25 protein-coding genes are annotated in these 25,545 nt (G+C 58.3%); 18 read left to right on the top strand and 7 right to left on the bottom strand.

Translation table 11 applies throughout. The annotated features are described in order from the left end of the window. Positions 1 to 130: 130 nt before the first annotated feature. A complete protein-coding gene (locus G6L97_RS05165) occupies positions 131 to 1,081 on the top strand; it encodes a phosphatase PAP2 family protein (RefSeq protein ID WP_111783106.1) in 951 nt (316 codons plus the stop codon). Here G6L97_RS05165 and G6L97_RS05170 read toward each other — a convergent pair. Further along, positions 1,060 to 1,950 carry a LysR family transcriptional regulator gene (locus G6L97_RS05170; RefSeq protein ID WP_111783105.1) on the bottom strand — a complete coding sequence of 297 codons (891 nt, stop codon included), beginning with the start codon at positions 1,948 to 1,950 and terminating at the stop codon, positions 1,060 to 1,062. The genes G6L97_RS05165 and G6L97_RS05170 overlap by 22 nt on opposite strands. Before the next feature lie 110 nt (positions 1,951 to 2,060). Here G6L97_RS05170 and G6L97_RS05175 point away from each other — a divergent pair, with 110 nt between their 5' ends. Then, positions 2,061 to 2,912: an urea carboxylase-associated family protein gene (locus G6L97_RS05175; RefSeq protein WP_111783104.1), complete on the top strand. Its 852-nt coding sequence runs from the start codon at positions 2,061 to 2,063 to the stop codon at positions 2,910 to 2,912. 176 nt (positions 2,913 to 3,088) lie between these two features. On the opposite strand, the gene G6L97_RS05180 is transcribed toward G6L97_RS05175, so the two are convergent. From G6L97_RS05180 to G6L97_RS05195, 4 genes are all read right to left on the bottom strand, one after another. Further along, positions 3,089 to 3,520, bottom strand: coding sequence for an HIT family protein (locus G6L97_RS05180; protein WP_019565530.1), 432 nt, complete (start codon positions 3,518 to 3,520; stop codon positions 3,089 to 3,091). A 126-nt stretch (positions 3,521 to 3,646) separates the two neighbouring features. Further along, positions 3,647 to 4,846: a GNAT family N-acetyltransferase gene (locus G6L97_RS05185; protein ID WP_111783103.1), complete on the bottom strand. Its 1,200-nt coding sequence runs from the start codon at positions 4,844 to 4,846 to the stop codon at positions 3,647 to 3,649. Beyond that, positions 4,843 to 5,583 carry a glycerophosphodiester phosphodiesterase gene (locus G6L97_RS05190; RefSeq protein WP_019565532.1) on the bottom strand — a complete coding sequence of 247 codons (741 nt, stop codon included), beginning with the start codon at positions 5,581 to 5,583 and terminating at the stop codon, positions 4,843 to 4,845. The genes G6L97_RS05185 and G6L97_RS05190 overlap by 4 nt, the downstream gene beginning before the upstream one ends. Beyond that, the gene (locus G6L97_RS05195; protein WP_003512829.1) at positions 5,580 to 6,050 is read right to left on the bottom strand and encodes a RidA family protein; all 471 of its coding nucleotides are present in this window, start codon (positions 6,048 to 6,050) and stop codon (positions 5,580 to 5,582) included. Before G6L97_RS05195 ends, G6L97_RS05190 begins: the two co-directional genes overlap by 4 nt. A 116-nt stretch (positions 6,051 to 6,166) precedes the next feature. Here G6L97_RS05195 and G6L97_RS05200 point away from each other — a divergent pair, with 116 nt between their 5' ends. The 15 genes from G6L97_RS05200 to lpxB all read left to right on the top strand — a co-directional run bounded on the left by G6L97_RS05200 (position 6,167) and on the right by lpxB (position 20,491). Next, positions 6,167 to 7,009 (top strand): cell envelope integrity EipB family protein, encoded by an 843-nt coding sequence (locus tag G6L97_RS05200; RefSeq protein ID WP_019565533.1) that lies wholly within the window; start codon positions 6,167 to 6,169, stop codon positions 7,007 to 7,009. Between the two features lie 61 nt (positions 7,010 to 7,070). Beyond that, positions 7,071 to 7,196 (top strand): hypothetical protein, encoded by a 126-nt coding sequence (locus G6L97_RS05205; RefSeq protein ID WP_003512833.1) that lies wholly within the window; start codon positions 7,071 to 7,073, stop codon positions 7,194 to 7,196. A 6-nt stretch (positions 7,197 to 7,202) separates the two neighbouring features. Next, positions 7,203 to 7,970: a 30S ribosomal protein S2 gene (rpsB, locus tag G6L97_RS05210; protein WP_003512836.1), complete on the top strand. Its 768-nt coding sequence runs from the start codon at positions 7,203 to 7,205 to the stop codon at positions 7,968 to 7,970. A gap of 362 nt (positions 7,971 to 8,332) precedes the next feature. Next, positions 8,333 to 9,259 (top strand): translation elongation factor Ts, encoded by a 927-nt coding sequence (gene tsf / locus G6L97_RS05215; RefSeq protein WP_003512838.1) that lies wholly within the window; start codon positions 8,333 to 8,335, stop codon positions 9,257 to 9,259. Positions 9,260 to 9,356: 97 nt separating this feature from the next. Next, positions 9,357 to 10,079 (top strand): UMP kinase, encoded by a 723-nt coding sequence (gene pyrH / locus G6L97_RS05220; protein WP_003502561.1) that lies wholly within the window; start codon positions 9,357 to 9,359, stop codon positions 10,077 to 10,079. A 66-nt stretch (positions 10,080 to 10,145) separates the two neighbouring features. Further along, on the top strand, positions 10,146 to 10,703 hold the full coding sequence (frr, locus tag G6L97_RS05225) for a ribosome recycling factor (protein ID WP_003512840.1): 558 nt from the start codon (positions 10,146 to 10,148) through the stop codon (positions 10,701 to 10,703). Positions 10,704 to 10,767: 64 nt separating this feature from the next. Further along, entirely contained in the window at positions 10,768 to 11,511 is a 744-nt protein-coding gene (locus G6L97_RS05230) for an isoprenyl transferase (protein ID WP_003512842.1), read from the top strand. Next, the gene (locus G6L97_RS05235) at positions 11,511 to 12,344 is read left to right on the top strand and encodes a phosphatidate cytidylyltransferase (RefSeq protein ID WP_003512845.1); all 834 of its coding nucleotides are present in this window, start codon (positions 11,511 to 11,513) and stop codon (positions 12,342 to 12,344) included. Before G6L97_RS05230 ends, G6L97_RS05235 begins: the two co-directional genes overlap by 1 nt. Positions 12,345 to 12,393: 49 nt before the next feature. Then, a complete protein-coding gene (rseP, locus tag G6L97_RS05240) occupies positions 12,394 to 13,515 on the top strand; it encodes an RIP metalloprotease RseP (protein WP_019565535.1) in 1,122 nt (373 codons plus the stop codon). A 199-nt stretch (positions 13,516 to 13,714) separates the two neighbouring features. Then, positions 13,715 to 16,039: an outer membrane protein assembly factor BamA gene (bamA, locus tag G6L97_RS05245; RefSeq protein ID WP_111783101.1), complete on the top strand. Its 2,325-nt coding sequence runs from the start codon at positions 13,715 to 13,717 to the stop codon at positions 16,037 to 16,039. 49 nt (positions 16,040 to 16,088) lie between these two features. Further along, complete coding sequence (lpxD, locus tag G6L97_RS05250) at positions 16,089 to 17,156, top strand: UDP-3-O-(3-hydroxymyristoyl)glucosamine N-acyltransferase (protein WP_003512851.1); 1,068 nt, start codon at positions 16,089 to 16,091, stop codon at positions 17,154 to 17,156. Continuing rightward, positions 17,149 to 17,616, top strand: coding sequence for a 3-hydroxyacyl-ACP dehydratase FabZ (gene fabZ / locus G6L97_RS05255; RefSeq protein ID WP_003512853.1), 468 nt, complete (start codon positions 17,149 to 17,151; stop codon positions 17,614 to 17,616). The genes lpxD and fabZ overlap by 8 nt, the downstream gene beginning before the upstream one ends. Continuing rightward, positions 17,613 to 18,428, top strand: coding sequence for an acyl-ACP--UDP-N-acetylglucosamine O-acyltransferase (lpxA, locus tag G6L97_RS05260; protein ID WP_013636021.1), 816 nt, complete (start codon positions 17,613 to 17,615; stop codon positions 18,426 to 18,428). The genes fabZ and lpxA overlap by 4 nt, the downstream gene beginning before the upstream one ends. 3 nt (positions 18,429 to 18,431) lie before the next feature. After that, positions 18,432 to 19,325, top strand: coding sequence for an LpxI family protein (locus G6L97_RS05265; protein WP_162686637.1), 894 nt, complete (start codon positions 18,432 to 18,434; stop codon positions 19,323 to 19,325). After that, positions 19,310 to 20,491 carry a lipid-A-disaccharide synthase gene (lpxB, locus tag G6L97_RS05270; protein ID WP_111783100.1) on the top strand — a complete coding sequence of 394 codons (1,182 nt, stop codon included), beginning with the start codon at positions 19,310 to 19,312 and terminating at the stop codon, positions 20,489 to 20,491. Before G6L97_RS05265 ends, lpxB begins: the two co-directional genes overlap by 16 nt. Positions 20,492 to 20,619: 128 nt before the next feature. Here lpxB and gltA read toward each other — a convergent pair whose 3' ends face one another. Next, positions 20,620 to 21,909, bottom strand: a complete 1,290-nt coding sequence (gltA, locus tag G6L97_RS05275; protein ID WP_003496202.1) for a citrate synthase — start codon at positions 21,907 to 21,909, stop codon at positions 20,620 to 20,622. A gap of 306 nt (positions 21,910 to 22,215) precedes the next feature. On the opposite strand from gltA, the gene G6L97_RS05280 reads away from it, so the two are divergent. After that, complete coding sequence (locus G6L97_RS05280) at positions 22,216 to 24,651, top strand: ComEC/Rec2 family competence protein (RefSeq protein ID WP_127966022.1); 2,436 nt, start codon at positions 22,216 to 22,218, stop codon at positions 24,649 to 24,651. Positions 24,652 to 24,667: 16 nt separating this feature from the next. Here G6L97_RS05280 and G6L97_RS05285 read toward each other — a convergent pair whose 3' ends face one another. Further along, entirely contained in the window at positions 24,668 to 25,351 is a 684-nt protein-coding gene (locus G6L97_RS05285; RefSeq protein WP_111783098.1) for a glutathione S-transferase family protein, read from the bottom strand. Positions 25,352 to 25,545: the final 194 nt, after the last annotated feature.

Consider the following 25,545-nt stretch of genomic DNA (forward strand, 5'->3'; position numbering starts at 1 on the left):
ATCGCTTTATCGCCGGCGTGGCCGCGCCGATCTGGCTCCCGGCCGGTGGGTTGTTTATAATACTTTCATTATATGAATATTAAGCTAAATACCCTACTGTCCCGTCGATTGGAACCGGGGCGGCTATTCCATGCGACTATTTGCGGCAGAGCGTTTTGTACTTGGCTTTATCGCCATCTTATTCGTTATCGATACGGTACTGATCGCTGTCAAAGGCATCGCGGTTGACTACGCCGGATATTTATTATGCGGATCGATGGGCGCCGGCGTTTTTATTCTCGGTCAGTTCTATCGCAAAAGCGGGCGTGATCTTCGCATAGCTGCCGCGCTAATCGCAGGCGGACTGTTCATTCTTTTTACGCTTGTCGCGTCCGTCTTTAACTACATGTTCCTGCCTGTCGCGTTCCCAGCAATCGATCATGTGCTTTTCCGTGTGGATGCAGCCTTCGGTTATAGTTGGATGGGCATCGTCACTTGGGCGGCGACACATCCGTGGATCGGAACGATCCTGTTTTTCGTTTATGCGACGTCGTTGCCGCAGCTTCTGGTGATCGTTATTACGCTTGGTTTTACAGGCAAGGAGCGGATGTTGCACCACTTCCTTGTGACGGGAGTGCTGGGCGCTTTTGCAAGTATAATCTTCTGGATATTTTTCCCGTCATTTGGACCATCCGCCTATGTGCAACTGCCGCAATGGGTTTCTCAGACCATCCCCTTGGCTGTTGATAATGCGTACGGGCAGGAGTTGAACCGCCTGATAACGGAAGGGGTTGTTCACCTTTCGCCCAAAAACGTGCTGGGGCTAATCGGTTTCCCTTCGTTTCATATCTTAATGGCGGCGATGTCCGTCTGGTTCGTTCCACGTCACTGGTTGGTGATGGCGGTGATCTTGCCGATCAATATCTTGATGTTGCCCGCTGTTCTCGTTCAAGGCGGTCATCATCTGTCTGATATTTTCGGCGGTCTCGTCGCGTTTGCAATCGTCTGTGCAGCTTCAGCCTGGCTGCTCAAGTGGCTTTCGGTAAGGGAAAGAAACGGAGAGAAGGCTCGCGCTTCGACTCAAGTCGTCGCGGCGGAGTAATCGCCCCGGTTTCCGCTCTCGCGCGCCTCATCGACAAGCCAGTCCGACAGGAGTCGGGCCGATGCGGTCATCTCTTCTGCTTCAATCAACCAGTAATATTTGTCCGCATCGGCCGCCCGATCGAAAAGCACGGTCAATTGACCGTCGGCGATTTCGTCGCGAAGAAGCGCTGTCGGGCAAAGGCCGATGCCGTGTCCCGCCTTGAGAGCGGTCACGAGCAGATTGAAGTCGGCAAAGATTGGGCCAGTGCCCTGGAACAGGGATAGGCCAGCAGTCGCCAGCCAGTCCCGCCATGCCGTCTCGGTGGCGTCATGCAGCAATTCAGCCCGCCGCAGGCTTGAGACATCGTCGAAGGGACCGGACTTCGTGGCGTAAGCGGGTGCGCATGTCGGGCGCGTCTCGGCACTGAAAAGCGCCACGGCTTTGTGCGCAGGGCGTGGGCCGTGGGTGATGCTGAGATCGGGCTGCGTGGTCTCATTCCTGCCGGAATAGCTGATTGACACCTGTATGTCTGGATAGAGCGCGCGGAAACGGGGCAGGCGGGGTGTAAGAAAATGCGCAACTACTGAAGGCAGGCTGGCCAGACGAACGGTGATGCGGTTTCGGCCCCGGCTGATCCGTTCCGCACCGGAAGCGATCTGCCCCAAGCCGGCCGAAACCGTCATGCCGAATTCCTGACCCGCCGGCGTCAGTCTCACGCCTCTCGCATGGCGCTCGAAAAGCGGCGCGCCGAGCCATGTTTCCAGATTGCGCACATGCTGGCTTACGGCCGTCGCCGTCATGCCGAGTTCCTGCGCGGCCAGGGAAAAACTTGTCCTTCTGGCCGCAGCTTCAAACGCGCGGAGGGTGGCGAGCGGTGGCAGTTTCATGATGCTGCGAGGCTAAGTCAGACTTGGTCTGAGCGCAAGAAAAACCCGTCTTGTCATCACGCCATTCATGCCGCAATTTCGCGTCACATTTTCATCCATCCGAGGATTTCATGACCCCCGTGTCCGCCGCCGAACCCATTGATGCCGCCGCGCGCCGCGCCGTCCGTCCCGTCGTCGTTTATCCGAACGGCACACTTCAGACACCGGACCTTGCGCGTCTTGAACAGGCTAAAAAAGCCATGGTGAAGATAGACGAAGTCATCGTGCCACCGCGCGAGGGCGGCACTTTCAATGTTCCGAAGGGACACTTTTTCCGCATCGTCAGCACCAAAGGCCCGCAGGTGGGGGATTTGAATCTCTGGAATGCCCATGATCTGACGGAGCGCTTTTTCAGCGGCAAAACCCGCGCCCTGCATGCGACCCATGTTTCCGTAGGCAACCGCCTGTGGAGCAATCTGCCGTCCCTGCGACCGATGGCGACCATCACCCATGATACTTTGTCATGGTATGGCTGGGATGAAGATGGCGGTGGCGTGCATGATGTGATCGGCACCCGGTGCGATCCCTACACCAACAAGCTGTTGAGCGGCGGCGACTATCACCATTGCTGCCATTCGAACCTCACCAATGCACTCGCCGCGGCCAAAGGCCTGTCATTCGGCGAGGCGGAACCGCATGTACACGATGTTCTGAACGTCTTCATGTGCACGGGTTTCACCCGCGATACGCATCAGTATTTCATGAAGGCAAGCCCGGTGCGGCCGGGCGACTATCTGGAACTCTTCGCGGAAATTGATCTCATCGGCGCGCTCTCCGCTTGCCCCGGCGGCGATTGTGGTGCCAGCCATTCGAGCGACGCGGTCCCGTGCTATCCCCTGAAGGTGGAGATATTCCGGCCGGATATGGCGGTGCTTGAAGGCTGGCCCTGGCCGGAGAGGAATGCCTATCGTCCCGTGGAATGATGATAAACACCACGGTCGTCGTGCCGGACTAGATCCGGCAACCAGCCAAGGCGCGTCTGCGCCGAGAGGGGTATTGCGCGATCAAGGACTGGATCGCGCCGCACCCCGGATAAGCTCCGGGGTGACGGTGTGCGGATGCCGCCATTCTGCCAAACGCGTGGGCGTCTTGGCAAACATCACGAGGCAAGCGCTGCCTTTATCTTTTCCGCATGGGCCTTCAGCACTTCGCCATCGGCCATAGCGCCGGAATGCGGCTTCAGCGGTTCGCCTTCCTTGCGCGGAATGACGTGGAAATGCAGGTGGAACACGGTCTGGCCGGCTGCCGGTTCGTTGAACTGGGCGATAAAGACGCCATCAGCGTCGAAGGCTTCCTTTGCCGCGACTGCCAGTTTCTGCACCACGGCAATGGTCTTTGCCAGCACTTGCGGGTCGGCATCGAGCAGATTGCGCGAGCCGGTTTTCGGAACGACCAGAAGATGGCCGGGTGCCTGCGGCATCACATCCATGAAAGCCAGCGTATGCTCGTCTTCATAGAGCTTGTGGCTCGGAATTTCGCCGCGCAGGATTTTCGCGAAGATATTGTTGTCATCATAGGCGCTGGCGGTCATCGGTGGTCTCTCCTCGTAACGGACTAAAGCATGTCGCCTAAAAGCGTGTAGCGGTTTTGCGATAACGACATGCGACGAAACAAAGGCATAAAGCGTGGGCAGCGAATCTGAAAGATCGCGACAGCTTTATGCATCCGGCTCGTGTTCCTGTCGCTCACCCTTGCGGAAGGGCGTGTGGTCTTCCAGATAGTCGCCAATATGTTCGACCTCTTCACGCTCGCGCTGAAGATAATCGGCAATCGCGCGGCGCAGACCCGGATGAACGATGAAATGCGCTGAATGGGTGGTGACCGGCACGTAACCGCGCGCCAGCTTGTGCTCGCCCTGCGCACCCGCCTCCACCCGCTTCAAACCCTTCGACAGCGCGAAATCGATCGCCTGATGGTAACAGACCTCGAAATGCAGGAAGGGATGGTCCTCGATACATCCCCAGTGTCGGCCGTAAAGCGCATCCGAGCCAATGAAATTGATTGCACCGGCGATATAGCGTCCCTCGCGTCTGGCCATGACCAGCAGAACGTCGTCAGGCATGCGCTCGCCGATCAGCGAATAGAATTCCCGCGTCAGATAGGGCCGTCCCCATTTGCGGCTGCCGGTATCCATGTAGAAGGCGAAGAACTGGTCCCAGATCTCCTCTGTCAGGTCGCTTCCGGTCAACCAGTCGATCTCGATGCCGTTTTCCAGCGCTGCCCGACGTTCCTTTTTCAGCCCCTTGCGCTTGCGCGATGAAAGGGCATCAAGAAAATCGTTGTGATCGCGATAGCCGTTATTGATGAAGTGGAACTGCTGATCGGTCCTGTGCAGGAAGTCCCGGGGCAGAAGCGCGGATAGGTCGGCGTCTTCCAGAAACGTGACATGAGCGGAAGAAACGCCGATCTTTTCCGTCACCTGGACAAGGCCGGATGCCAGAAGCGGTTTGAAGCGAGTCTCGGCTTCGGTTTCGGATACCAGCAGCCGCGGCCCGCTCGCCGGCGTAAACGGCACCGAACATTGCAGCTTCGGATAATAATGGCCGCCGGCTCGCTCAAAGGCATCCGCCCAGCCATGGTCGAAGACATATTCGCCCTTGCTGTGGTTCTTCAGATAGGCCGGAACGGCTCCGACAAGTTCGCCCGACCCGTTTTCGAGAAGCAGATGGTGCCCAAGCCATCCGGTCTTGGCAGTGGCCGATCCGGAATCTTCCATCGAGGATAGAAATGCGTGGGAAATGAAAGGATTGTACGGTTTTCCTGACACATTGCGTGATGTTCCGGAAAGCCGTTTCCAGCTGTCCGGATCGATATCCCTCAGGGATTGCGCAACGCGTATGGAATAGTCTTCTGTCATGCCGTGGCGGATGGGTTCTCTCTCGGGTCGAAACCTTCGAATGTCATCTGGTCCGCATATTTATAGGTAGTCTCGCGCGCATTTTCATCCCTGACAGTCCAGGTAATCACGGGAAGCCCAAGTTTTCTTTGCGCCTCGATGAAACTGTTGGGCAAATGACCCCAATGATAGGAGATGAAATCAACACCGATCTGCATCGCCTCGTCGTGTTTGAAGAAGTCTTCCGGCTTGGCGCCTTCGGCGGTAAGGCCGAGCGGCCAGGGCGAGCCTGCAGCCTTCAGGTCTCTTAGCAGGTGATGGTCGAAGCTCATCAGCGCCACCTGGCCCTTGTAGCCCTCGAGATCTTCCAGCACCGCTTCGGCAAACCCGTCATCGACGCCTTCGCCCTGGCGTCCTTTCAGTTCGATCACCAGCGGCACCTTGCCGGCGCATAGCGTCAGAAGCTGTTTCAGCGTCGGTATGCGGTCCTTGGTCTGACCGACCGAAAGCAGAGACAATTCACTGGCGGTATGTTCTCGCACGTCGCCCTTGATACCCGTCAGCCGGGCCATGTCGTCGTCGTGAAAAATCACAGGCACGCTATCGGCGGCCAGCTGCACGTCGCATTCGATGGCAAAACCAGCGTCGATGGCGCGCGAAAATGCGGATAGCGTGTTTTCCCATACCGCCTTGTTCAGGTCATGATAACCGCGATGGGCGACGGGCTGGGCGGTAAGCCAGGAAAGTTTAAGGGTCATACGTCGATTTCCACGATCGCGTCGATCTCGACGGCGGCATTGAAGGGCAGGCAGGCCATGCCGACGGCGGCGCGGGCATGCTTGCCGGCATCACCCAGAACGTTGGCGAGCAGATTGGAGGCGCCGTTAATGACGAGATGCTGTTCAACGAACTCCGGAACCGAGGCAACGAAGCCGTTCAGCTTGAGGATACGACGGATTTTCGAGAGGTCGCCGTTCAAGGCAGCCTTGACCTGTGCGAGAATGTTGACGGCGCACAATTCGGCGGCGCGCTGGGCGGTTGCAACGTCAACATCGCGGCCAACGAGGCCCGTCACCGCAATCTTGCCTGATTCCATCGGCAGTTGACCCGATACATAAAGAAGATTGCCGCTGATGGTGAACGGAACGTAGTTTGCGGCAGGTGCTGCCGCTACGGGAAGAGTAAAGCCCAGTTCCTTGAGGCGGCCTTCGATGACATCAGACATTTTCGTCTCCGGTTTTGTTGTAAATCCTTCAAGAATCCGGCATTCAGAAGATGTTGATCCAAAAGCCGGGCGGTTGCTTGTACAATATGAGCAGCGAGTCCAACAGGAGATATTGAATGTTTGTCAGGACGCTTGGTTTCGTTGCCGCCACAGGGCTCATGACCGGCCTGTCGAACGGTGCCAATGCCTTGCCCGTCACGGTTCCGGACCTCATCGCCCATCGCGCCGTCTACGATCTCGAACTCAAGGACGCGACGGATCGTTCCGGTATCGAGGGCATGACGGGCCGAATGGTCTATGAATTCACTGGCTCTGCGTGTCAGGGTTACAAGACGGATTTCCGTTTCGTGACACAGATCAACACCGGCGACGCGGTCCGCATGACCGACCAGCAGACGACGACCTTCGAGGACCTGGCGGCCAGGAAGTTCACCTTCGAGACCAAGTCCTACACCGACGACAAGCTGGACAAGGAAGTGCAGGGCGCTGCAATCGACAACAAAGAGGGTGTGAAGGTTGATCTGACCCGCCCGGACCCCCGTCAGATCGATCTCGTCGCCAGCGAATTTCCGACCGAGCACATGTTTCAGGTCATTGAAAACGCCAAGCAGGGAAAGCGCATCTTCGAATCCCGTATTTTCGACGGCTCGGATGACGGCGATGAAAGCCTGATCACTTCGACGCTGGTCGGCAAGGCGCAGATGCCGAAGGACGGCGATGCCGAGGCCGGCAAGGCGGGCGAATTCGGCAAAGCCGCGTTCTGGCCGGTGACGATCGCTTATTACAACGACAAGACCGGCACCGACGCCCTGCCGATCTACCGCATGTCGTTCAAGCTTTACGATAACGGAATCACCCGCGATCTGACGATGGATTACGGCGATTTCGTTCTGACCGGCAAGCTCGCGAAGCTTGATATCCTCAAGCCGGAAACCTGCGAAAACAAGCCGGTTCGCTAAAAGACGGACCGTTTGCGTGGTTTTTTCGCAGAAATGCTTGCTTTTTATCTGAGGCGACTGTATGCGCCTCACCATTCCACACGCGAAGCTTGGGATGTTCCGGGAGAAATCCGGTCCGTTCCGCCCGGTGGTGTCGATGAAAATCGGCGCTGTTCGCTTCGCGGGGGTTAAACCGGAAAAGGAGTAACTAGGCATGGCATTGCCCGATTTTTCTATGCGTCAGCTTCTGGAAGCTGGTGTTCACTTTGGTCACCAGACGCATCGCTGGAACCCGAAGATGAAGCCGTACATCTTCGGCGACCGTAACAACATCCACATCATCGACCTGGCTCAGACCGTTCCGATGCTGTCGCGCGCCCTTCAGGTCGTGTCCGACACCGTTGCTCGTGGCGGCCGCGTTCTGTTCGTCGGCACCAAGCGTCAGGCGTCTGAAATCATCGCCGACAGCGCAAAGCGTTCGGCCCAGTATTACGTCAACTCCCGCTGGCTCGGCGGCATGATGACCAACTGGAAGACGATCTCCAACTCGATCCAGCGTCTGCGCAAGGTTGACGAGATTCTGAACTCGGAAGGCACCGGCTATTCCAAGAAGGAGCGTCTGACCCTCGAGCGCGAACGCGAAAAGCTTGAAAAGGCTCTCGGCGGTATCCGCGATATGGGCGGCGTTCCGGACCTGATGTTCATCATCGACACCAACAAGGAAAAGATCGCGATCGAAGAAGCCAAGCGTCTTGGCATTCCGGTCGTTGCGATCATCGACTCCAACTGCGATCCGGATCACATCGACTACCCGATCCCGGGTAACGACGACGCATCGCGCGCCATCTCGCTCTATTGCGACCTGATCGCCCGCGCGGCCATCGACGGCATCCTGCGTCAGCAGGGTTCGTCCGGCCGCGACATCGGCGCTTCGGAAGAAGCTCCGATCGAGCCCGCGCTCGAAGACGAGGCTGGCGCCTGATATAGGCCCTGTCTGGCGGCGATTTCGTGTCGCCGTCTCCTCGACCAGGATATGACAAGGCCGTCAAAGACCTTAAATGGGTTGACGGCCTTGTTCGTTTCAAACCGCTCCGTCGGGGCTTCGGTGAAGTCTCTGGCGTTTTGATGCGGATGAAATCCGGTGGCAGCCTTCATAACGCTGTCACACTTGAGCGGCACCCATCGTTTCGATGTATGGAGACGCCGCAGCACTTGGGAATGCGCATGCCCCTTTCCTGAAATCGTCCCGGTTTCAAAGGGTGTGCGGCCGGGTACACTCATCACCCAGAACTTCGGCACGGCGAATTCAGCCGGCTGACCGATCGAACCGATAAGAGGCAAACAATGACCGAAATCACAGCCGCAATGGTGAAGGAACTGCGCGAGAAATCCGGCGCAGGCATGATGGACTGCAAGAAGGCTCTTGCTGAAACCAATGGCGACATGGAAGCGGCGATCGACTGGCTGCGCGCCAAGGGCATCGCAAAGGCCGACAAGAAGTCTGGCCGTACGGCTGCCGAAGGTCTGATCGGCGTCGCCACCATGGGTCACAAGGCTGTTGTTGTCGAACTCAACTCCGAAACCGACTTCGTTGCCCGCAACGACGCGTTCCAGGATCTCATTCGCGGCATTGCCCAGGTAGCGCTCTCCACCGACGGCACCGTTGAAGCCGTCAGCGCCGCCACCTATCCGGCAACCGGCAAGTCCGTTTCCGACAGCATCAAGGACGCGATCGCCACCATCGGCGAGAACATGACGCTGCGCCGTTCGGCAGCACTCGAAGTCGAGCACGGCGTTGTCGCGACCTACATCCACAATGCTGCCGGCGAAGGCATCGGCAAGCTTGGCGTTCTCGTTGCCCTGAAGTCGGTCGGCGACAAGGCCGTTCTGAGCTCCATCGGCCGCCAGGTCGCCATGCACATCGCTGCAACCAACCCGCTCGCCATCCGCGCCGAGGAAGTTGACGCAGCCGTGGCCGAGCGCGAACGCAACGTCTTCATCGAGCAGGCCCGCGAATCCGGCAAGCCGGAAGCCATCATCGAAAAGATGGTTGATGGCCGTATGCGCAAGTTCTTCGAAGAAGTCGCTCTTCTGTCGCAGGCTTTCGTCATCAACCCCGACATCACTGTCGGCGCTGCCGTCAAGGAAGCTGAAAAGGAAGCCGGTGCTGCCATCGAAGTGACGGGCATGGTTCGCCTGCTGCTCGGCGAAGGCGTCGAAAAGGAAGAAAGCGATTTCGCAGCAGAAGTCGCCGCAGTCGCCAAGGGCTGATTATATTTACCCAATCTTGGGAAAACGGGAGGGCATCGCGTGACAACGCGGTGCCCTTCGTGTATCCGCGTTTCGGTTACATTTCCGAGGAGTCATGATGTCTTCCAAGCCGATCTACAAACGTGTTCTTCTCAAGGCTTCCGGTGAAGCCCTTATGGGCGATCAGGGTTTCGGTATCGATGTGGCGGTTGCGGACCGTATCGCCTCCGATATTGCCGAGGCGAGGGCGATGGGCGTTGAAGTCGGCGTTGTCGTCGGCGGTGGCAATATTTTCCGCGGCGTTGCCGTGGCGTCCAAGGGCGGTGATCGCGTTACCGGCGACCATATGGGCATGCTGGCCACCGTCATCAACGCGCTGGCGCTCGCAACCTCCCTGCGCAAGCTCAGCATTGACACCGTCGTTCTGTCCGCAATTGCGATGCCGGAAATCTGTGAGAGCTTCTCGCAGCGTGCAGCGCTCCACCATCTGGCGCAGGGCCGTGTGGTGATTTTTGCCGGCGGCACGGGCAACCCCTTCTTCACAACCGATTCCGCTGCAGCGCTGCGCGCCGCGGAAATGGGCGCGGAAGCAATCTTCAAGGGCACCCAGGTGGACGGCATCTATTCCGCCGATCCGAAAAAGGACCCGACAGCCACCCGTTTCGACGAGCTGACCCACAGCGAAGTGCTCGGCAAGGGACTGGCGGTCATGGATATTGCAGCTGTCGCGCTTGCCCGCGAGAATCACATCCCGATCATTGTTTTCTCGATCCACGAGAAGGGCGGTTTCGCGCAGATATTGACCGGCGGCGGCCGCAAGACCATCGTGCACGACAAATAATCAAAAAACGATGTCGCCCCTGTGGCGTATTCCGGCCGCCACGGCCGATAGAGATGGAGTATCAAGATGAGTGGTATTGACCTCAACGATATCAAGCGCCGCATGGATGGTGCCATCAATGCATTCAAAAGCGATATCGCATCGCTGCGCACCGGCCGCGCTTCGGCCAACATTCTCGATCCGGTGACCATCGAGGCCTATGGCTCGCGCGTTCCGCTAAACCAGGTCGCAAACATCACGGTTCCGGAGCCGCGCATGCTCGGCGTCAACATCTGGGACAAGTCGATGGTGAACGCCGTCGACCGTGCCATCCGCGAATCCAATCTCGGCCTCAACCCGATCGTTGATGGTCAGAACCTGCGTATCCCGCTGCCAGAACTCAACGAGGAGCGCCGCAAATCACTCGTCAAGGTAGCTCATGACTACGCCGAGAAGTCCAAGGTCGCGATTCGTCACGTGCGTCGCGATGGCATGGATGGTCTGAAAAAAGCCGAAAAAGACGGTGATATCGGTCAGGACGAAAGCCGTGGACAGTCGGAAAAAGTGCAGAAAATCACCGACGACACGATTTCGGAAATTGAGCGCTTGCTTGGCGAGAAGGAAAAGGAAATCATGCAGGTCTAGTATCGCTTGCGATAGACCTGTATTTTATTCGTTTTAATTCCACGCTGCCTGTTACTGGATCGATATGCCGACGACGACACGTTCCTCAATACCCGAGCACGTCGCCATCATCATGGATGGAAATGGGCGATGGGCAAAACAGCGCGGTCTTCCGCGGGTGATGGGGCATCGCCGCGGGGTCGAGGCTGTGCGCGAAACGGTGCGTGCGGCCGGCGACTGCGGTGTCCGCTATCTCACACTTTTCGCGTTCTCGTCGGAAAACTGGCGCAGGCCCGAATCCGAGGTCAGCGACCTGATGGGGCTCTTGAAGGCTTTCATTAGGCGCGACCTTGCGGAACTGCACCGCGAAAACGTGCGTGTGCGCATCATCGGCGATAGGCAGGGGCTGAAAAACGATATCCGCAGTCTTCTCGAAGAAGCGGAACATATGACGGCTGATAACACCAGGCTGACGCTGGTGATTGCCTTCAATTACGGCAGCCGCGACGAGATTGCCCGCGCGACAATGGCGATTGCCCGCGATGTCGCCGAAGGCCGGCTGGATGCAGAATCGATCACGCCGGAGATTATTTCGGCAAGACTTGATACATCAGGCATACCGGATCCTGATCTGATCATCCGCACCAGCGGCGAGGAACGGCTGTCGAACTTCCTGCTCTGGCAGGCCGCCTATTCCGAGTTCCTGTTCGTTCCCGAATATTGGCCCGACTTCGACCGGCAGCGGTTTTTTTCCGCAATCGAGCAATATGCAACGCGTGATCGCCGTTTTGGCGCTCTGGCCGAGCAGGTTGCCGTGGCAGGCGCCTGATGAGCCGTGAACTCAGACTGCGGATCATATCCGCAATCGTCATGGCGGCGGTCATTTTGGCTGCGACCTGGTATGGCGGCATTCTGTTCCGCATCGTGGCCGGTCTGCTGGCGATCCTCATCTATTATGAATGGGCGACAATCACCCGCATGTCGGAAACCAATTCCACCGGCAATGCCTGGGGCTGGTTTGCGGTTGCCGTCATCGCCGGCAACACGATTTTCGGCGAACCTTCGCTCGACCTGCCCCTGCTCTCTGGCTTCACGCTGACGGCGGCACTTTTTCCCGTCTTGCGTGGCAGAAACTGGTGGCTGGTGGGCGGCATCGTTTATGCGGGTCTGAGCGGCATATCGCTGGCCGCCATTCGCGGCGATGAGCTGACCGGTTTCGTCGCCATCCTGTTCATTTTCGCTGTCGTCTGGTCAACGGATATTCTCGCTTATTTCGTCGGGCGCGCCATCGGCGGGCCAAAGCTTGCGCCGTCGATCTCACCGGGCAAGACTTGGTCAGGCGCAATCGGCGGAGCGGTGGCCGCATTGATCGGCGGCGGCGCGGTGTCTCTTGCCTATCACGGCAGGATCAGCCTGCTGCTGCTTGGGCTCGCTCTCATTCTTTCGGTGTTCAGCCAGATAGGCGATCTCTTCGAATCCTTCGTGAAACGGCGTTTTCAGGTCAAGGATTCGAGCCATCTCATTCCCGGCCATGGCGGCTTCATGGACCGGGTTGACGGTCTTGTTTTCGCCTGCTTTACGGTATTCCTCATTGCTTTCGTGCATGCGGCGGCAACCGGCGACGTGCCCGGATCGGGCGGCGGCCTGTTGCCGGGCTTTTAAGCGGCACGCAAGGTCATGAAATAAAGGGCAGATTGTCATGAACACAGTAATGGCGGCGACCGGTTTTCTGACCGGCTATATCGTGCCCTTCGTCCTCGTACTTTCTCTGCTCGTTTTCGTCCATGAAATGGGCCACTACCTTGTCGGCCGCTGGAGCGGCATTCGCTCCACGGCCTTTTCCATCGGTTTCGGCCCGGAGCTGATCGGCTTTACCGACAGGCACGGCACGCGCTGGAAGATTTCCGCCATACCGCTCGGCGGCTATGTAAAATTCTTCGGCGACGAGGATGCGTCCAGCAAGCCGGATAGTTCCGGCCTGTCGCATATGTCGCTTGAGGAGAGGGCGCAGACGCTTTCCGGCGCTAAGCTGTGGAAAAGGGCGGCGACGGTTGCCGCCGGACCTATTGCCAATTTCATTCTCGCCATTCTCATCTTCGCGGTCCTGTTCGGTGTCTATGGCCGTATGATCGCTGATCCGGTCGTGGCGGAAGTGCGTGAAAACAGCGCGGCTGCGGCCGCCGGCGTGCACCCCGGTGACCGCCTCGTTGCGATCGACGGTGAAAAGGTCAAGACGTTCGAGGACGTACGCCGTTATGTCGGCATCCGTCCGGGCACACCGATCACTGTGACCGTCGAAAGGGCAGGCGAGGAGCTGAAGCTGCCGATGGTTCCGACCCGCACCGAAACCACGGACCAGTTCGGCAACAAGCTGGAAATGGGCATCATCGGCATTGTCACCGACCAGAACAGCGGCAATTTCCGCCACATCGAGTATTCGCCGTCTGAGGCGCTGCTTGAGGGCGTGCGTGAAACGGGCCACGTCATCACCGGTACTTTCAACTACATCGGTAACCTCGTGACCGGGCGTATGAACGCCGATCAACTGGGCGGTCCCGTCCGCGTAGCACAGGCTTCGGGCCAGATGGCGACGCTCGGTATTTCGGCCGTCATCCAGCTTGCAGCGGTTCTTTCCGTATCGATCGGTCTTTTGAACCTGATGCCTGTGCCGGTTCTGGACGGCGGACATCTGGTGTTTTATGCAATCGAGGCCATCCGCGGCAGACCGCTTGGTGCCGGTGCGCAGGAGGTTGCGTTCCGTATCGGCATGGCAATGATTTTGGGTCTTATGGTTTTTGCAACATGGAATGATATCAGCAGCTTGATTGGCTGAGGATAGTGTTTTAACGGTTTTGTTAGTCGATTGTTTACCCTGTTCTTATCCCGAAGTGGCGAATGCGCCACTCTGGATCACGAAGTAAACAGAATTTAACGTTCTGACTTGCTTGTAGGGGAAAAGCAGGTAAAACGACGCACATGGCCGGAGTCGGGTTCCGCCCGCTGAGGGACAACGTAAAAAGGTAAGAATTGAAATGAAGGCTGGTTCAAGATTTTTGAACGCGGTGTCGGCGGTTGCGCTGTCTGCTGGTGTTTCTTCGGTTGCGGGCCTCGGCGTGCTTGCCTCTGCTGGTGTTGCGAATGCAGCCGTCATCAGCAAGATTGATGTTCGTGGCGCTGAGAGATCCGGTGCGGACTCCGTACGCTCCAACATCACCATTGCGCCGGGTAAGAACTTTTCCAATTCGGACATCGATGAATCGGTGAAGCGTCTTTACGCCACCGGTTACTTCTCGAATGTCTCCATGCGCGTTTCCGGCAGCACGCTGGTTGTAACGGTCAACGAAAACCAGCTCGTCAATCAGGTGGTTTTCAACGGTAACCGCAAGATCAAGGACGACAAGCTCGCTGGCATCGTGCAGACCCAGCCGCTCGGCCCGTTCAATCAGGCAATCGTTACTGCCGATATCGCGCGCATCAAGGAAGCCTATTCCGCGATCGGCCGCAGCGACGTCGAAATCACCACCCAGACCGTTTCCGTTGGTCAGGGCCGTGTGAACATCGCTTTCGTCATTAACGAAGGCGAGCGCACGAAGATCGGCCGCATCGATTTTGTCGGCAATAATTCCTATAGCGACGGTCGTCTGGCCGCTGTCATCAATACCAAGAAGTCCAACATGCTGTCGTTCCTGACACGCAAGGACGTCTATAACGAGGACAAGCTGCGCGCCGACGAAGAGGCGCTGCGCCAGTTCTACTACAACCGTGGTTATGCCGACTTCCGGGTCGTGTCGTCCGACGCGGTGCTTGATGAGTCCAAGAACGAATACACCATCTCCATCACGGTCGACGAAGGCAAGAAGTACGACTTCGGCAACGTCGCAGTCGAATCGACTGTTCCGGGTATTGACGGCTCCGAGCTTCAGGGTCTCGTGGAAACCCGCCAAGGCGCTAGCTACAGCGCCAAGGAAGTCCAGCAGAGCATGGAAGCGATTTCCAAGCGCGTTGCCGGTGAGGGGTATCCTTTCGCCCGTGTAACGCCGCGCGGCGACCGCGATATGTCCGGTAACACCATCGGTGTGACCTACATCGTCGATCAGGGCGAGCGCGCCTATGTCGAGCGTATCGAAATCCGTGGCAACACGCGTACGCGTGACTACGTCATTCGCCGCGAGTTCGATATTTCCGAAGGCGATGCTTTCAACCAGACGGTCATCACGGCTGCCAAGCGCCGTCTTGAAGCGCTCGGTTATTTCTCGAAGGTCAATGTCTCGACTGCCGGCGGCAGCGCGCCTGATCGCGTCGTCATCGTTGTCGACGTGGAAGATCAGTCGACAGGTTCGTTCGGTATCGGTGCGGGTTACTCGCAGAACGACGGTGTGCTGCTTGAAGCATCGATCGAAGAGAAGAACTTCCTCGGTCGTGGCCAGTACATTCGTCTCGCCGCCGGTGCGGGTGAAGACGATGCACGCAGCTACACGCTGTCCTTCACCGAGCCGTATTTCCTTGGTTACCGTCTGGCCGCAGGTTTCGACCTGTTCAAGAGCCAGAGCCGTAGCGAAGACTATTACGATTACGACGAGCAGGGCTTCGCACTGCGCGTGACGGCGCCGATCACCGAGAACCTCTCGACGACGTTCAAGTACACCTACAAGCAGCTCAACTACGACGGTGAGGGCGATTGGGAAACCGGCAGCAATCTTGCCGAGCCCTATAAGGCTCTGATCCGTGGCGGTGACTGGACACAGTCCATCATCTCCAACACGCTGAACTACAATACGCTCGACGACCGCAACATGCCGCGCGAAGGCTGGCAGGCTGCCTTGACGAACGAATTTGCAGGCCTCGGCGGCGATTCCGAATATTACAAGATCTACGCCAAGGCGCGCTTCTACTACACGCTTTCGGACGAGTACGACGTTATCGGCTCGCTCACCGGTCAGGCGGGTCACGTCGTTCCGACGGGCGACAATCTGCTGGTGTTCGATCAGTTCAAGTTCGGTGGTCGTCAGGTTCGCGGCTTCAAGAATGATGGTATTGGCCCGCGTATCGGTTCCGACTCCATCGGCGGCACGACCTACTTCGCGGCTTCTGCTGAAGTCACGGCTCCGATGCCAGGTGTTCCGGAAGATTTCGGCCTCCGTCTCGCCGGTTTCGTCGATGCCGGTACGCTGTACGGCAACAAGGTTGCCAACAGCGCAGGCGTGAAGGATGACAACTCCATCCGCGCATCCGCCGGTATCGGCGTGATGTGGGCATCGCCCTTCGGCCCGATCCGCGTCGACTATGCGGTTCCGATCGCCAAGGAAGACTACGACGAGGAACAGCGTTTCCGGTTTGGCATGTCCAACACTTTCTGATATCGGCAGTCCAGAACTGCAACTTTGAACGTTCTGGAGTGTCCGGCTAATGGAATACAACGCGTTTTTTCCGCCCCACGAGGGACTGCGATTGAAAGACATCGCAGACCGTTTTGGGGCGGAACTGTCTGATGAGGCGGCGGGAGAACGGATCATCAGGTCCGTTGCGCCGGTCTACCGGGCAAAACCCGACCAGCTCTGCTATATTCTTTCTCGCAAAAACCGCGATGAGTTGCCGACCTGTGAGGCTGGCGCTGTCATTTGTGACGCCGCACTTGCGGATATGCTGCCGTCTCACATCCCGGCGCTGATATCGAAAAACCCGCACACGCTTTTTGCGCAGGTAGGTGCCTTGTTGCATCCCGCCGCGATGCGTCCCGGTACGATTGTGGTGATGGAAGCTGAAGTTTCCCATACCGCGCATGTCGATCCGTCTGCAAAGCTGGAAGCTGGCGTGATTGTCGAGCCGCTCGCCGTGATTGGCGCTGGTGCCCATATCGGCGCCGGTACGCGGATCGGGCCTGGTGTCATCATCGGCGCGGATGTTCAGGTGGGGCGTGATTGCACGATTGCCGGCGGCGCGAGCATTCTTGCCGCTCTCATCGGCAACAATGTGATTATTCACAACGGAGCGCGCATCGGTCAGGACGGGTTCGGTTATGCGCCCGGTCCGCGCGGCATGCTGAAGATCGTTCAGATCGGCCGGGTTATCATTCAGGATAATGTTGAGATCGGCGCTAATACGACGATCGACCGTGGCACGATGGACGATACGGTCATCGGCGAAGGTACCAAGATCGACAATCAGGTTCAGATCGGCCACAACGTCCGCATCGGCCGCCATTGCGGCATCGTCAGCAAGGTCGGCATTGCGGGCAGCACCCGCATCGGCGATGGTGTGATGATCGGCGGCGCGGCGGGTATCAACGGCCATATCACTATTGGTGACGGTGTGCAGATTGCGGCGATGAGCGGTGTTGTCGCCGACGTTCCGGCCGGCGCCCGTTATGGTGGGACGCCAGCGCGTCCGATGAAGTATTTCCTGCGCGACATGGCCGATATTCTGGCGCGCGCTGAAGGGCGTGATAAAAAAACAGGAGAAAAAAACGATGGCTGAAGAAACCAAGACGACGCTCGGCGCGGCTGACATTCTGGAAGTCATGAAGCTTTTGCCGCATCGTTACCCGTTCTTGCTCATCGACAAGATCATCGAGATCGATGGTAATAATTCGGCGATTGGCATCAAGAACGTGACGGTCAACGAACCGCATTTCACCGGTCATTTCCCGGATCGCCCGATCATGCCGGGCGTTTTGATCGTTGAGGCCATGGCCCAGACGGCAGGTGCGATCTGCGCCCGCAGCCAGGGTGAGGGCGGTTATCTCGTCTATTTCATGACAATCGACAACGCGCGCTTCCGCAGACCCGTCGTTCCCGGCGATCGTCTGGAAATTCACGTGGTCAAGCAGCGCCAGCGGGGCAATGTCTTCAAATTTCATTGCGAGGCCAAGGTCGAAGGCGCGCTGGTGGCGGAAGCTGACGTCGGTGCGATGATGATCCCCGAGGACCAGCAATGAGCACTATCGCGGCTTCGGCAAAAATTCACCCGACCGCCGTTGTCGAAGACGGCGCGGTTATCGGTGAAAATGTCGTCATCGGTGCCCTGAGCTATGTCGGCGCGAAAGTTACTCTGCAAGACGAGGTCACGCTGCACAATCATGCCGTCGTCTCCGGTCTCACCGTCATTGGCCGTGGTTCGGTCATCCATCCAATGGCCGTTATTGGCGGTACACCGCAGGCAATTCGCCACGATGGCTCGGAAACGACGCTCGAGATCGGTGCGCGCTGCATCATGCGCGAAGGCGTAACAATGAATGCGGGCAGCTCCGACGGCAGCGGCAAGACGATTGTCGGCGATGACAACCTGTTCCTCGCCAATTCGCACGTGGCGCATGATTGTCGCCTCGGCAGCCATATCATCCTGTCGAACAATGTGATGCTGGCTGGACATGTCACCATTGAGGACCGCGCTATCCTGGGCGGCGGCTGTGCCGTGCACCAGTTCACCCGAATCGGTCGTCAGGCCTTTATCGGCGGGTTGTCGGCGGTCAATTATGACGTCATTCCCTATGGCATGCTGAACGGTAATCCCGGCATTCTCGGCGGGCTGAATGTCGTTGGCATGACGCGTTCCGGTATAGACCGCGCGGATATTCACAAGGTCAGGCGCGTCTTCAAGCAGATATTCGAAGGCGAAGGCGCCATCCGCAGCAATGCGGCTGCGATTGACCGCGCAGAATATCTCGATTGCCCCCAGGTCATCGAAATCCTCGATTTCATCGGTGCGGACAGCGACCGCGCGCTTTCCTCGCCAAACCGGGGCAAGTGAGTCGTGACAGGCGGCGGGCGTCTCGCCATCGTGGCCGGCAGCGGCCAGCTGCCGCTGCATGTCGCGGCGGCTGCGCGCGAGATGGGGGAGAACCCCTTCATTGTACAGCTGCGCGATGATTCCCAGTTTGACTGGAGCGGTTTCGACAATGCGGTGATTAGCGTCGGCGATGTCGCCGGGCTTGGTCGCCTGCTGCGCGAAAACCAGGTGGACCGCGTCGTGCTTTCCGGCGCCGTGGCGCGGCGCCCTGAATGGCGGGAAATCCGCCCCACGATCGGCATATTGCTGAAACTGCCATCCATCGTCCGCACCCTGCTGTCGAGCGGCGATGACGCCGTTTTGCAGATGGTCATCAAGGTCATCGGCACGCTTGGGGCAAAAGTCATTGGCGCCCACGAGATCGCACCCGGTCTGCTTGCTACGACCGGCCCTTTCGGTGCGCATAAACCTGCTGAAGACGATCTGCGCGACATACGCAAGGCCGCGCAGGCCGCACTGGCACTCGGCACGCTTGATGTCGGGCAGGGTGCAGTCGCCGTTGGCGGCCGTATCGTTGCACTGGAGGGCGTCGAGGGCACAGACGCGATGCTGGCGCGTGTCGCGGCATTACGCGCTGAGGGCCGCATCTCGACCCGTCGCAAGGGTGTTCTGGTGAAGCTCTGCAAGCCGCAACAGGATATCCGCGCTGACCTGCCGACTATCGGCGTGGAAACGGTGGAGAACGCGCATAAGGCCGGGCTGGCGGGGATCGCCGTTGAAGCCGGGCGCGCGCTGGTACTTGATCGCGATGAGATGTTGAAGGCGGCAGATCAGGCCGGCATATTCGTCTGCGGTATCGATACGTCACTCGGTGAAGACATGATGGGCGGAGACATGGTGGGATGGCGGCAACGTTGAAGGTGGCGGTTATAGCTGGCGAGGTATCGGGCGATCTTCTGGGTGCCGATCTCATCCGGTCCCTGAAAGGCCATTACTCGGGTTCTGTCGAGTTAATGGGCGTCGGCGGTGAGGCTCTGGAGGCGCAGGGGCTGGTTTCGCTGTTCGATTATTCCGAACTCTCCATCATGGGCTTCACGCAGGTTCTGAAGAAGCTGCCGAAGCTGATTTCGCGGATCAACCAGACCGCGCAGGCAATCATTGTCGCCAAGCCGGATATTCTGCTGATCATCGACAGCCCGGATTTCACCCATCGTGTTGCGAAAAAAGTCCGCAAACAATTGCCGCATCTGCCGGTCGTCAATTATGTCTGCCCCAGCGTATGGGCGTGGAAGGAATATCGCGCCACTGCGATGTTGTCCTATGTCGATCACGTTCTGGCCCTGCTTCCATTCGAGCCGGAGGCGATGCGGCGTCTCGGCGGCCCGCCGACAACCTTTGTCGGCCATCGCCTCAGCGTCGATCAAGACGTGCTCTCCGTGCGGCAGAGGCGGGCTGAGCGGCCCCTGCCTGCCAACGGCGAACCGAAAACCATTCTGCTCCTGCCGGGGTCACGTTCCACCGAAACGACCCGGTTGATGGAGCCGTTTCAGGAAGCGGCAAAAGCATATGTCGAGCGCAACGGCCCGACGAAGTTTCTGCTGCCGACAGTGCCGCGCCAGGAAAACCGCATCCGCGAACTGGCGGCAACATGGCCTCAGGATATCAGGCCTGAAATCGGCATCGATCCCGCCTTCAAGTGGAATGCATTTGCGCGCGCCGATGCGGCGATTGCCGCGTCCGGCACCGTTATTCTCGAGCTCGCGCTCGTCGGCGTACCAACCATATCGGTCTACAAGACCGACTGGATTTTCACGATGCTGAGCAAGCGGGTGAAAACCTGGACAGGTGCGCTTCCGAACCTGATTGCCGACTATGTCGTGGTGCCGGAATATTTCAACGAGGTGGTACGGGCAGGGTCGATGTTGCGCTGGGCCGAACGGCTCTCATCCGACACCACCGAACGGCGGGCGATGCTGGAAGGCTATGCTCTTGTGCAGGAGCGTTTGCACACCGAAGTGCCTCCTGGCGAAACCGGCGCCCTTATCCTTCTCGATGTGCTGAACAGCCGCAAGCAGCAAGGCTGAACCGGCAGCGATCCTGTCTGCTTCCTGGGGTTGGCAGGGCAGGTTTCGCTATTCTTATCGATGATCATATCCAACAAAAAAGCCGGCGGATAAAACCCGCCGGCTTTTTTGTTGGTTGGTTTCCCGGCTTAACGCTTGGAAACCGGAACGTAGTCACGCTTGCCGGCGCCCGTGTAGAGCTGACGCGGACGGCCGATGCGCTGCTGCGGATCCTCGATCATTTCGTTCCACTGCGCGATCCAGCCGACGGTGCGGGCCAGTGCGAACAGCACGGTAAACATGGTCGTGGGGAAGCCAAGCGCCTTCAGCGTGATACCCGAATAGAAGTCGACGTTCGGGTATAGCTTCTTCTCGACGAAGTAAGGATCGGAAAGAGCGATCTTTTCGAGTTCGAGCGCGACCTGCATGATCGGATCGTCGGAGTTGCCGGTGGCTTCCAGCACTTCGTACATCGTCTTCTGCATGATCTTGGCGCGCGGGTCGTAGTTTTTGTACACGCGGTGGCCAAAGCCCATCAGGCGGAACGGATCGTTCTTGTCCTTGGCGCGGGCAATATATTCCGGAATGCGGTCAACCGTGCCGATTTCGTTGAGCATGTTGAGCGCCGCTTCGTTGGCGCCGCCATGTGCCGGACCCCAGAGGCAGGCGATGCCCGCTGCAATACAGGCGAACGGGTTTGCACCCGACGAACCGGCAAGACGCACCGTGGAGGTGGAAGCGTTCTGTTCGTGATCCGCATGCAGGATGAAGATGCGGTCCATGGCGCGGGCCAGAACCGGATCGACCTTGTACTCTTCGCAAGGCACGGCAAAGCACATGTGCAGGAAGTTGGAAGCGTAATCGAGGTCGTTCTTCGGGTAAACGAAGGGCTGGCCGATATGGTACTTGTAGGCCATGGCGGCGATCGTCGGCATTTTCGCGATCATCCGCAGCGAAGCGACCATGCGCTGGTGCGGATCCGTAATGTCGGTCGAGTCGTGATAGAAGGCCGAGAGAGCGCCGACCGTGCCGCACATGACAGCCATCGGATGTGCGTCGCGACGGTAGCCGGTGAAGAAGCGGCTCATCTGCTCGTGCACCATGGTGTGGCGCGTTACGCGGGTGTCGAAGTCCTTCTTCTGCGCAGCCGTCGGCAATTCGCCGTAAAGCAGCAGATAGCAGGTTTCCAGGAAGTCGCCCTGTTCGGCAAGCTGCTCGATCGGGAAGCCGCGGTGCAGGAGAACGCCTTCGTCACCATCGATATAGGTGATCTTGGATTCGCAGGAGGCTGTCGAGGTGAAGCCGGGGTCGTAGGTGAAGGAGCCCGTGTGCTTGTACAGCGTGGCGATATCGACGACGCTTGGTCCAATCGTGCCTTCCCTGACCGGGAGTTCGACCTGTTTTTCGCCAAGTGTCACTGTAGCGCTTTTTTCCGTCATACTGATCCTCCGAAAACATGCGGGTGGGGGCGTTGAGATACGCCCCGCGGTTAAGCGTCTACCGATTAGCTATATGATCCTTGCGCGGATGCCAAGCTATCCAAAGGTCAAATTGTGCATTGCGGCAAACGCAATCGCGTTGCTTCAGGCTTTCCCGGCAGCAGCAATTCAATCTCGGTCAACGCATCGTTAAAGTAAAGGATTGCAATCCCCAGCGCTGGTCTGCAAACCTGTTTTTGGTGCGGCAAGGGGCGGTGGGGATTGCTCGGTCAAGGGGAAAAACAGCATTTCGAATATGCTAAAACGATGCAGGGAGACTTGCCCGGCACGCGGGAAATTCTGTTTCCTCTCCGCCGAAGCAGTGATGCGGCAACATATGACACTTCCGCCATTATTCCCGAGATTAACCGCAACACTACCGTGGTCGAAAAAATCGCCACGTACCTGGCCGAGGAGCGCGCATTCGGCCACGATTTTCTTTTCATTCCCGTTTCCATCGGCTGCGGCGCGGTACTCTGGTTTTCTCTAGATGCCACGCCTTCCCCGGTCGTTTTGATTGCCACATTTCTTTTTGTCGCCGTTCTGGCGCTCTTTGTGAGATATAAAGCTGGCATTGCGGCGGCGGTTTGCGGCCCCTTCGCTTTTCTATTGCTCGGCATGCTTCTGGCAGATTTCGAAACCCGACGGGCAGGGACCGTGGTGCTGGATACCCCCGTCACCACCACCATCACCGGCACCGTGGCGCGCCGGGAGGTCGATGCACGCGGCTACTGGCGATATGTCGTCGATCTGACCGCAACAGCGGACCCGACATTGTCGCGTCCGCCGCAGAGGATATCGGTGCTTTCGCGTGGCGGAGGCGAGCCGATCACACTCGGCGCAACCCTTCGCGGCAAGGTCCGCCTCTCGCCGCCGTCCGGCCCGGCCTTACCGGGACTGAACGACTTCGCCTTCACGTCTTATTTCAGAGGCATAGGCGCGACCGGTTTCTTTTATAAATCACCGGATGCGCTTGTATCACCCGTTGGTGACGCAAGGCCTGACAAGGGTTGGCTGGAATGGGCCGATATGCGGCTTTACGGCCTTCGCAGCGCAATTGCCGAACGCATCCGCACCACCATCGGCGGTGATGCCGGAGCCTTCGCCGCCTCCATCATCACCGATGAGAGACAGGCTATATCGGCGGAGACGATGGAGGCGTTGCGGCTCTCCGGCCTTGCCCATATCGTTGCCATATCCGGGCTCAACATGGCATTGGCATCCGGCATATTCTTTGTTGGCCTGAGACTGGCTTTCAGCCTGTTTCCCGCCTTTGCGCAGCGCTGGCCGGTCAAGAAAATCGCGGCTTTCGCGGCACTGCTGATGACGCTTGCCTATTATCTGATTTCCGGTTTTGCCGTTTCCGCCGAGCGCGCCTGGCTGATGATGTCTGTGATGCTGATTGCGGTCCTTTTCGATCAACCATCACTCAGCCTCAGAAACGTTGCCATTTCCGCCCTGATCATTCTGGCTTTCTCGCCCTCGGAAATCATGGGTCCGAGTTTTCAGATGTCATTTGCCGCCACTATAGCGCTTGTGTCCGCCTATGCCTTCTGGAGCCGTTGGCGTACGGATCGCGAGCGGCTGTTCATCGGGCGCAAGCCCGCATGGCTGAAGGTGGCGGAAATGATGGGCGCGGTCATTGGCGGCGTTATCACGACGTCGCTGATCGGGGGCCTTTCGACGGCGATCTATTCAGCCGAACATTTTCACCGTGTCACCACCTATGGACTGTTCGCCAATCTGGCTGCAATGCCGCTCATGTCGCTGATCGTCATGCCATTCGCTCTTATCGCCATGCTGCTGATGCCCTTCGGGCTCGATGCGCCGTTCCTGAAGATCATGGGTTATGGCATGGCACTCGTCATCGAGGTTGCAAACGAGGTGGCCTCCTGGGGCGGCAGCGCAGCGACTGGGCGTCCGCATGGCTGGTTTATCGGTTTGGCTTCGGTGGGTTTCCTGCTGCTGACATTGCTGCGCAGCCGGCTTGCGCTTCTTGGCATCCCGTTTCTGCTCTTGGCCTTCGGTGTGTCGGCAGTTACGGCCTATCGTGATCTGCCGGATCTATTGATTCACGAGGACGGCGAATTGGTGGCACTCCTGGAGGACGGCAAGGTCTCAACCACAAAAGCCCGTCCGCAGGGCTTCGTTTACGACCAGTGGCAAAGGGCGCTGCTGCTGCCGGAAAAAACCGTGCCGCCGGGTTTTATAAATGGTGAGAGCATGGCAAATACTGCTGGTTCTGACTCGAGATCGAAACTGTCGCCCGAAGACATGGCTGTGGTGGTACGCGAGATGACGGCGGCGCTCAAAGACGCCAAAGCTGGCGTCTTCACCTGCAGGAAAGACATATGGTGCGTAGCGAGCGCCGCGAGCGGAGAATGGATCGTCGTTCTGGAAGATGGCCGCTTCGCCGGAAAAGCCTGCGATATTGCCGATATCGTCGTTGTTTCCCGCAGAACCTCTTTTTCGCAGTGCCGCTCGGGTGCACTCCTGCTCAGCCGTGACATCTTGCGGCGTCTCGGTTCTGTGGAAATAGATTTTGCTGACAAGAGGGAGGAGGGTGTGGCGAGCGGGCTGCGCGCCGCAATCGCCGGAACGGACAGGCCCTGGAGCCAGCACCGTCATTACGACTGGAAAAGCGGACGTTTCGACCGTGATCTGCCGCAGCCCATCATCCGGCTGCTGGCGGCGTCGCAATGACTGCCGCCAGCATTGATCATCGGGCCTTGGCGCGCAAATCTTCAGTCAATTCGCCGATCTCGCCAACTTCCTCTTCATGATCAGCGTCGCGCCAGCTCTCCTTCAAACCGGCCTCGTACCATTCTTGCATGGCAGGCAGGGCGAGCAGCCGGTCGCAATAGGCTTTCGCTGCCGGCGAAAGATCCGCGCTGCCATAGGTCTGGAAACGGAATGCAACCGGGCAGAAGAAAGCATCGACCGCCGTGAACTTCTGACCGGCAAGATATGGCCCGCCGAATTTTGTAAGACCCTCGCTCCACAACGCATCGATCCGCTTTATATCGGCCTTAAGCCCGGCATCGCCGCCCCTGGGTTTGACCCGAATGCCCACCGACATGGGATAGAGATTGCGCAGCGAGGAAAAGCCGGCATGCATCTCACTCGCGGCCGAACGCGACCAGGCCCTCGCATGCTTGTCGCTTGCCCAGACACCCTGGTGTCTTTCGGCAAGATATTCGACGATCGAAAGCGTTTCCCAAACCGTCATACCCTCGTCGACCAGGCAGGGCACCTTGCCCGTCGGCGAAAAGGAGGAGAAGGAGACGCCTTCGCCGAACGGAATGAGCTTTTCATCAAAGGCGATACCGAGCGTGCGCATCAATACCCATGGCCGCAGCGACCATGAAGAATAGTTCTTGTTGGCTATATAAAGATCGTACATGGCGTATCTCCCGGATATGACGCGTATTTCTACACCTGCCAAGCGTTCACGGAATATCGAAAATTATCCATGGCTCCCATAAACGCCGTTGATGAATGGTGATGTGGGGTCGCCGAGAGCGCGCCTCGCGATAAGTCACCCTTTGGTGACTACTAAAAACTGACTGCGCAAAACGACAGAACAACGTCGCTAAA

The organism is Agrobacterium tumefaciens (assembly GCF_013318015.2).
Lineage (GTDB): Bacteria > Pseudomonadota > Alphaproteobacteria > Rhizobiales > Rhizobiaceae > Agrobacterium > Agrobacterium tumefaciens.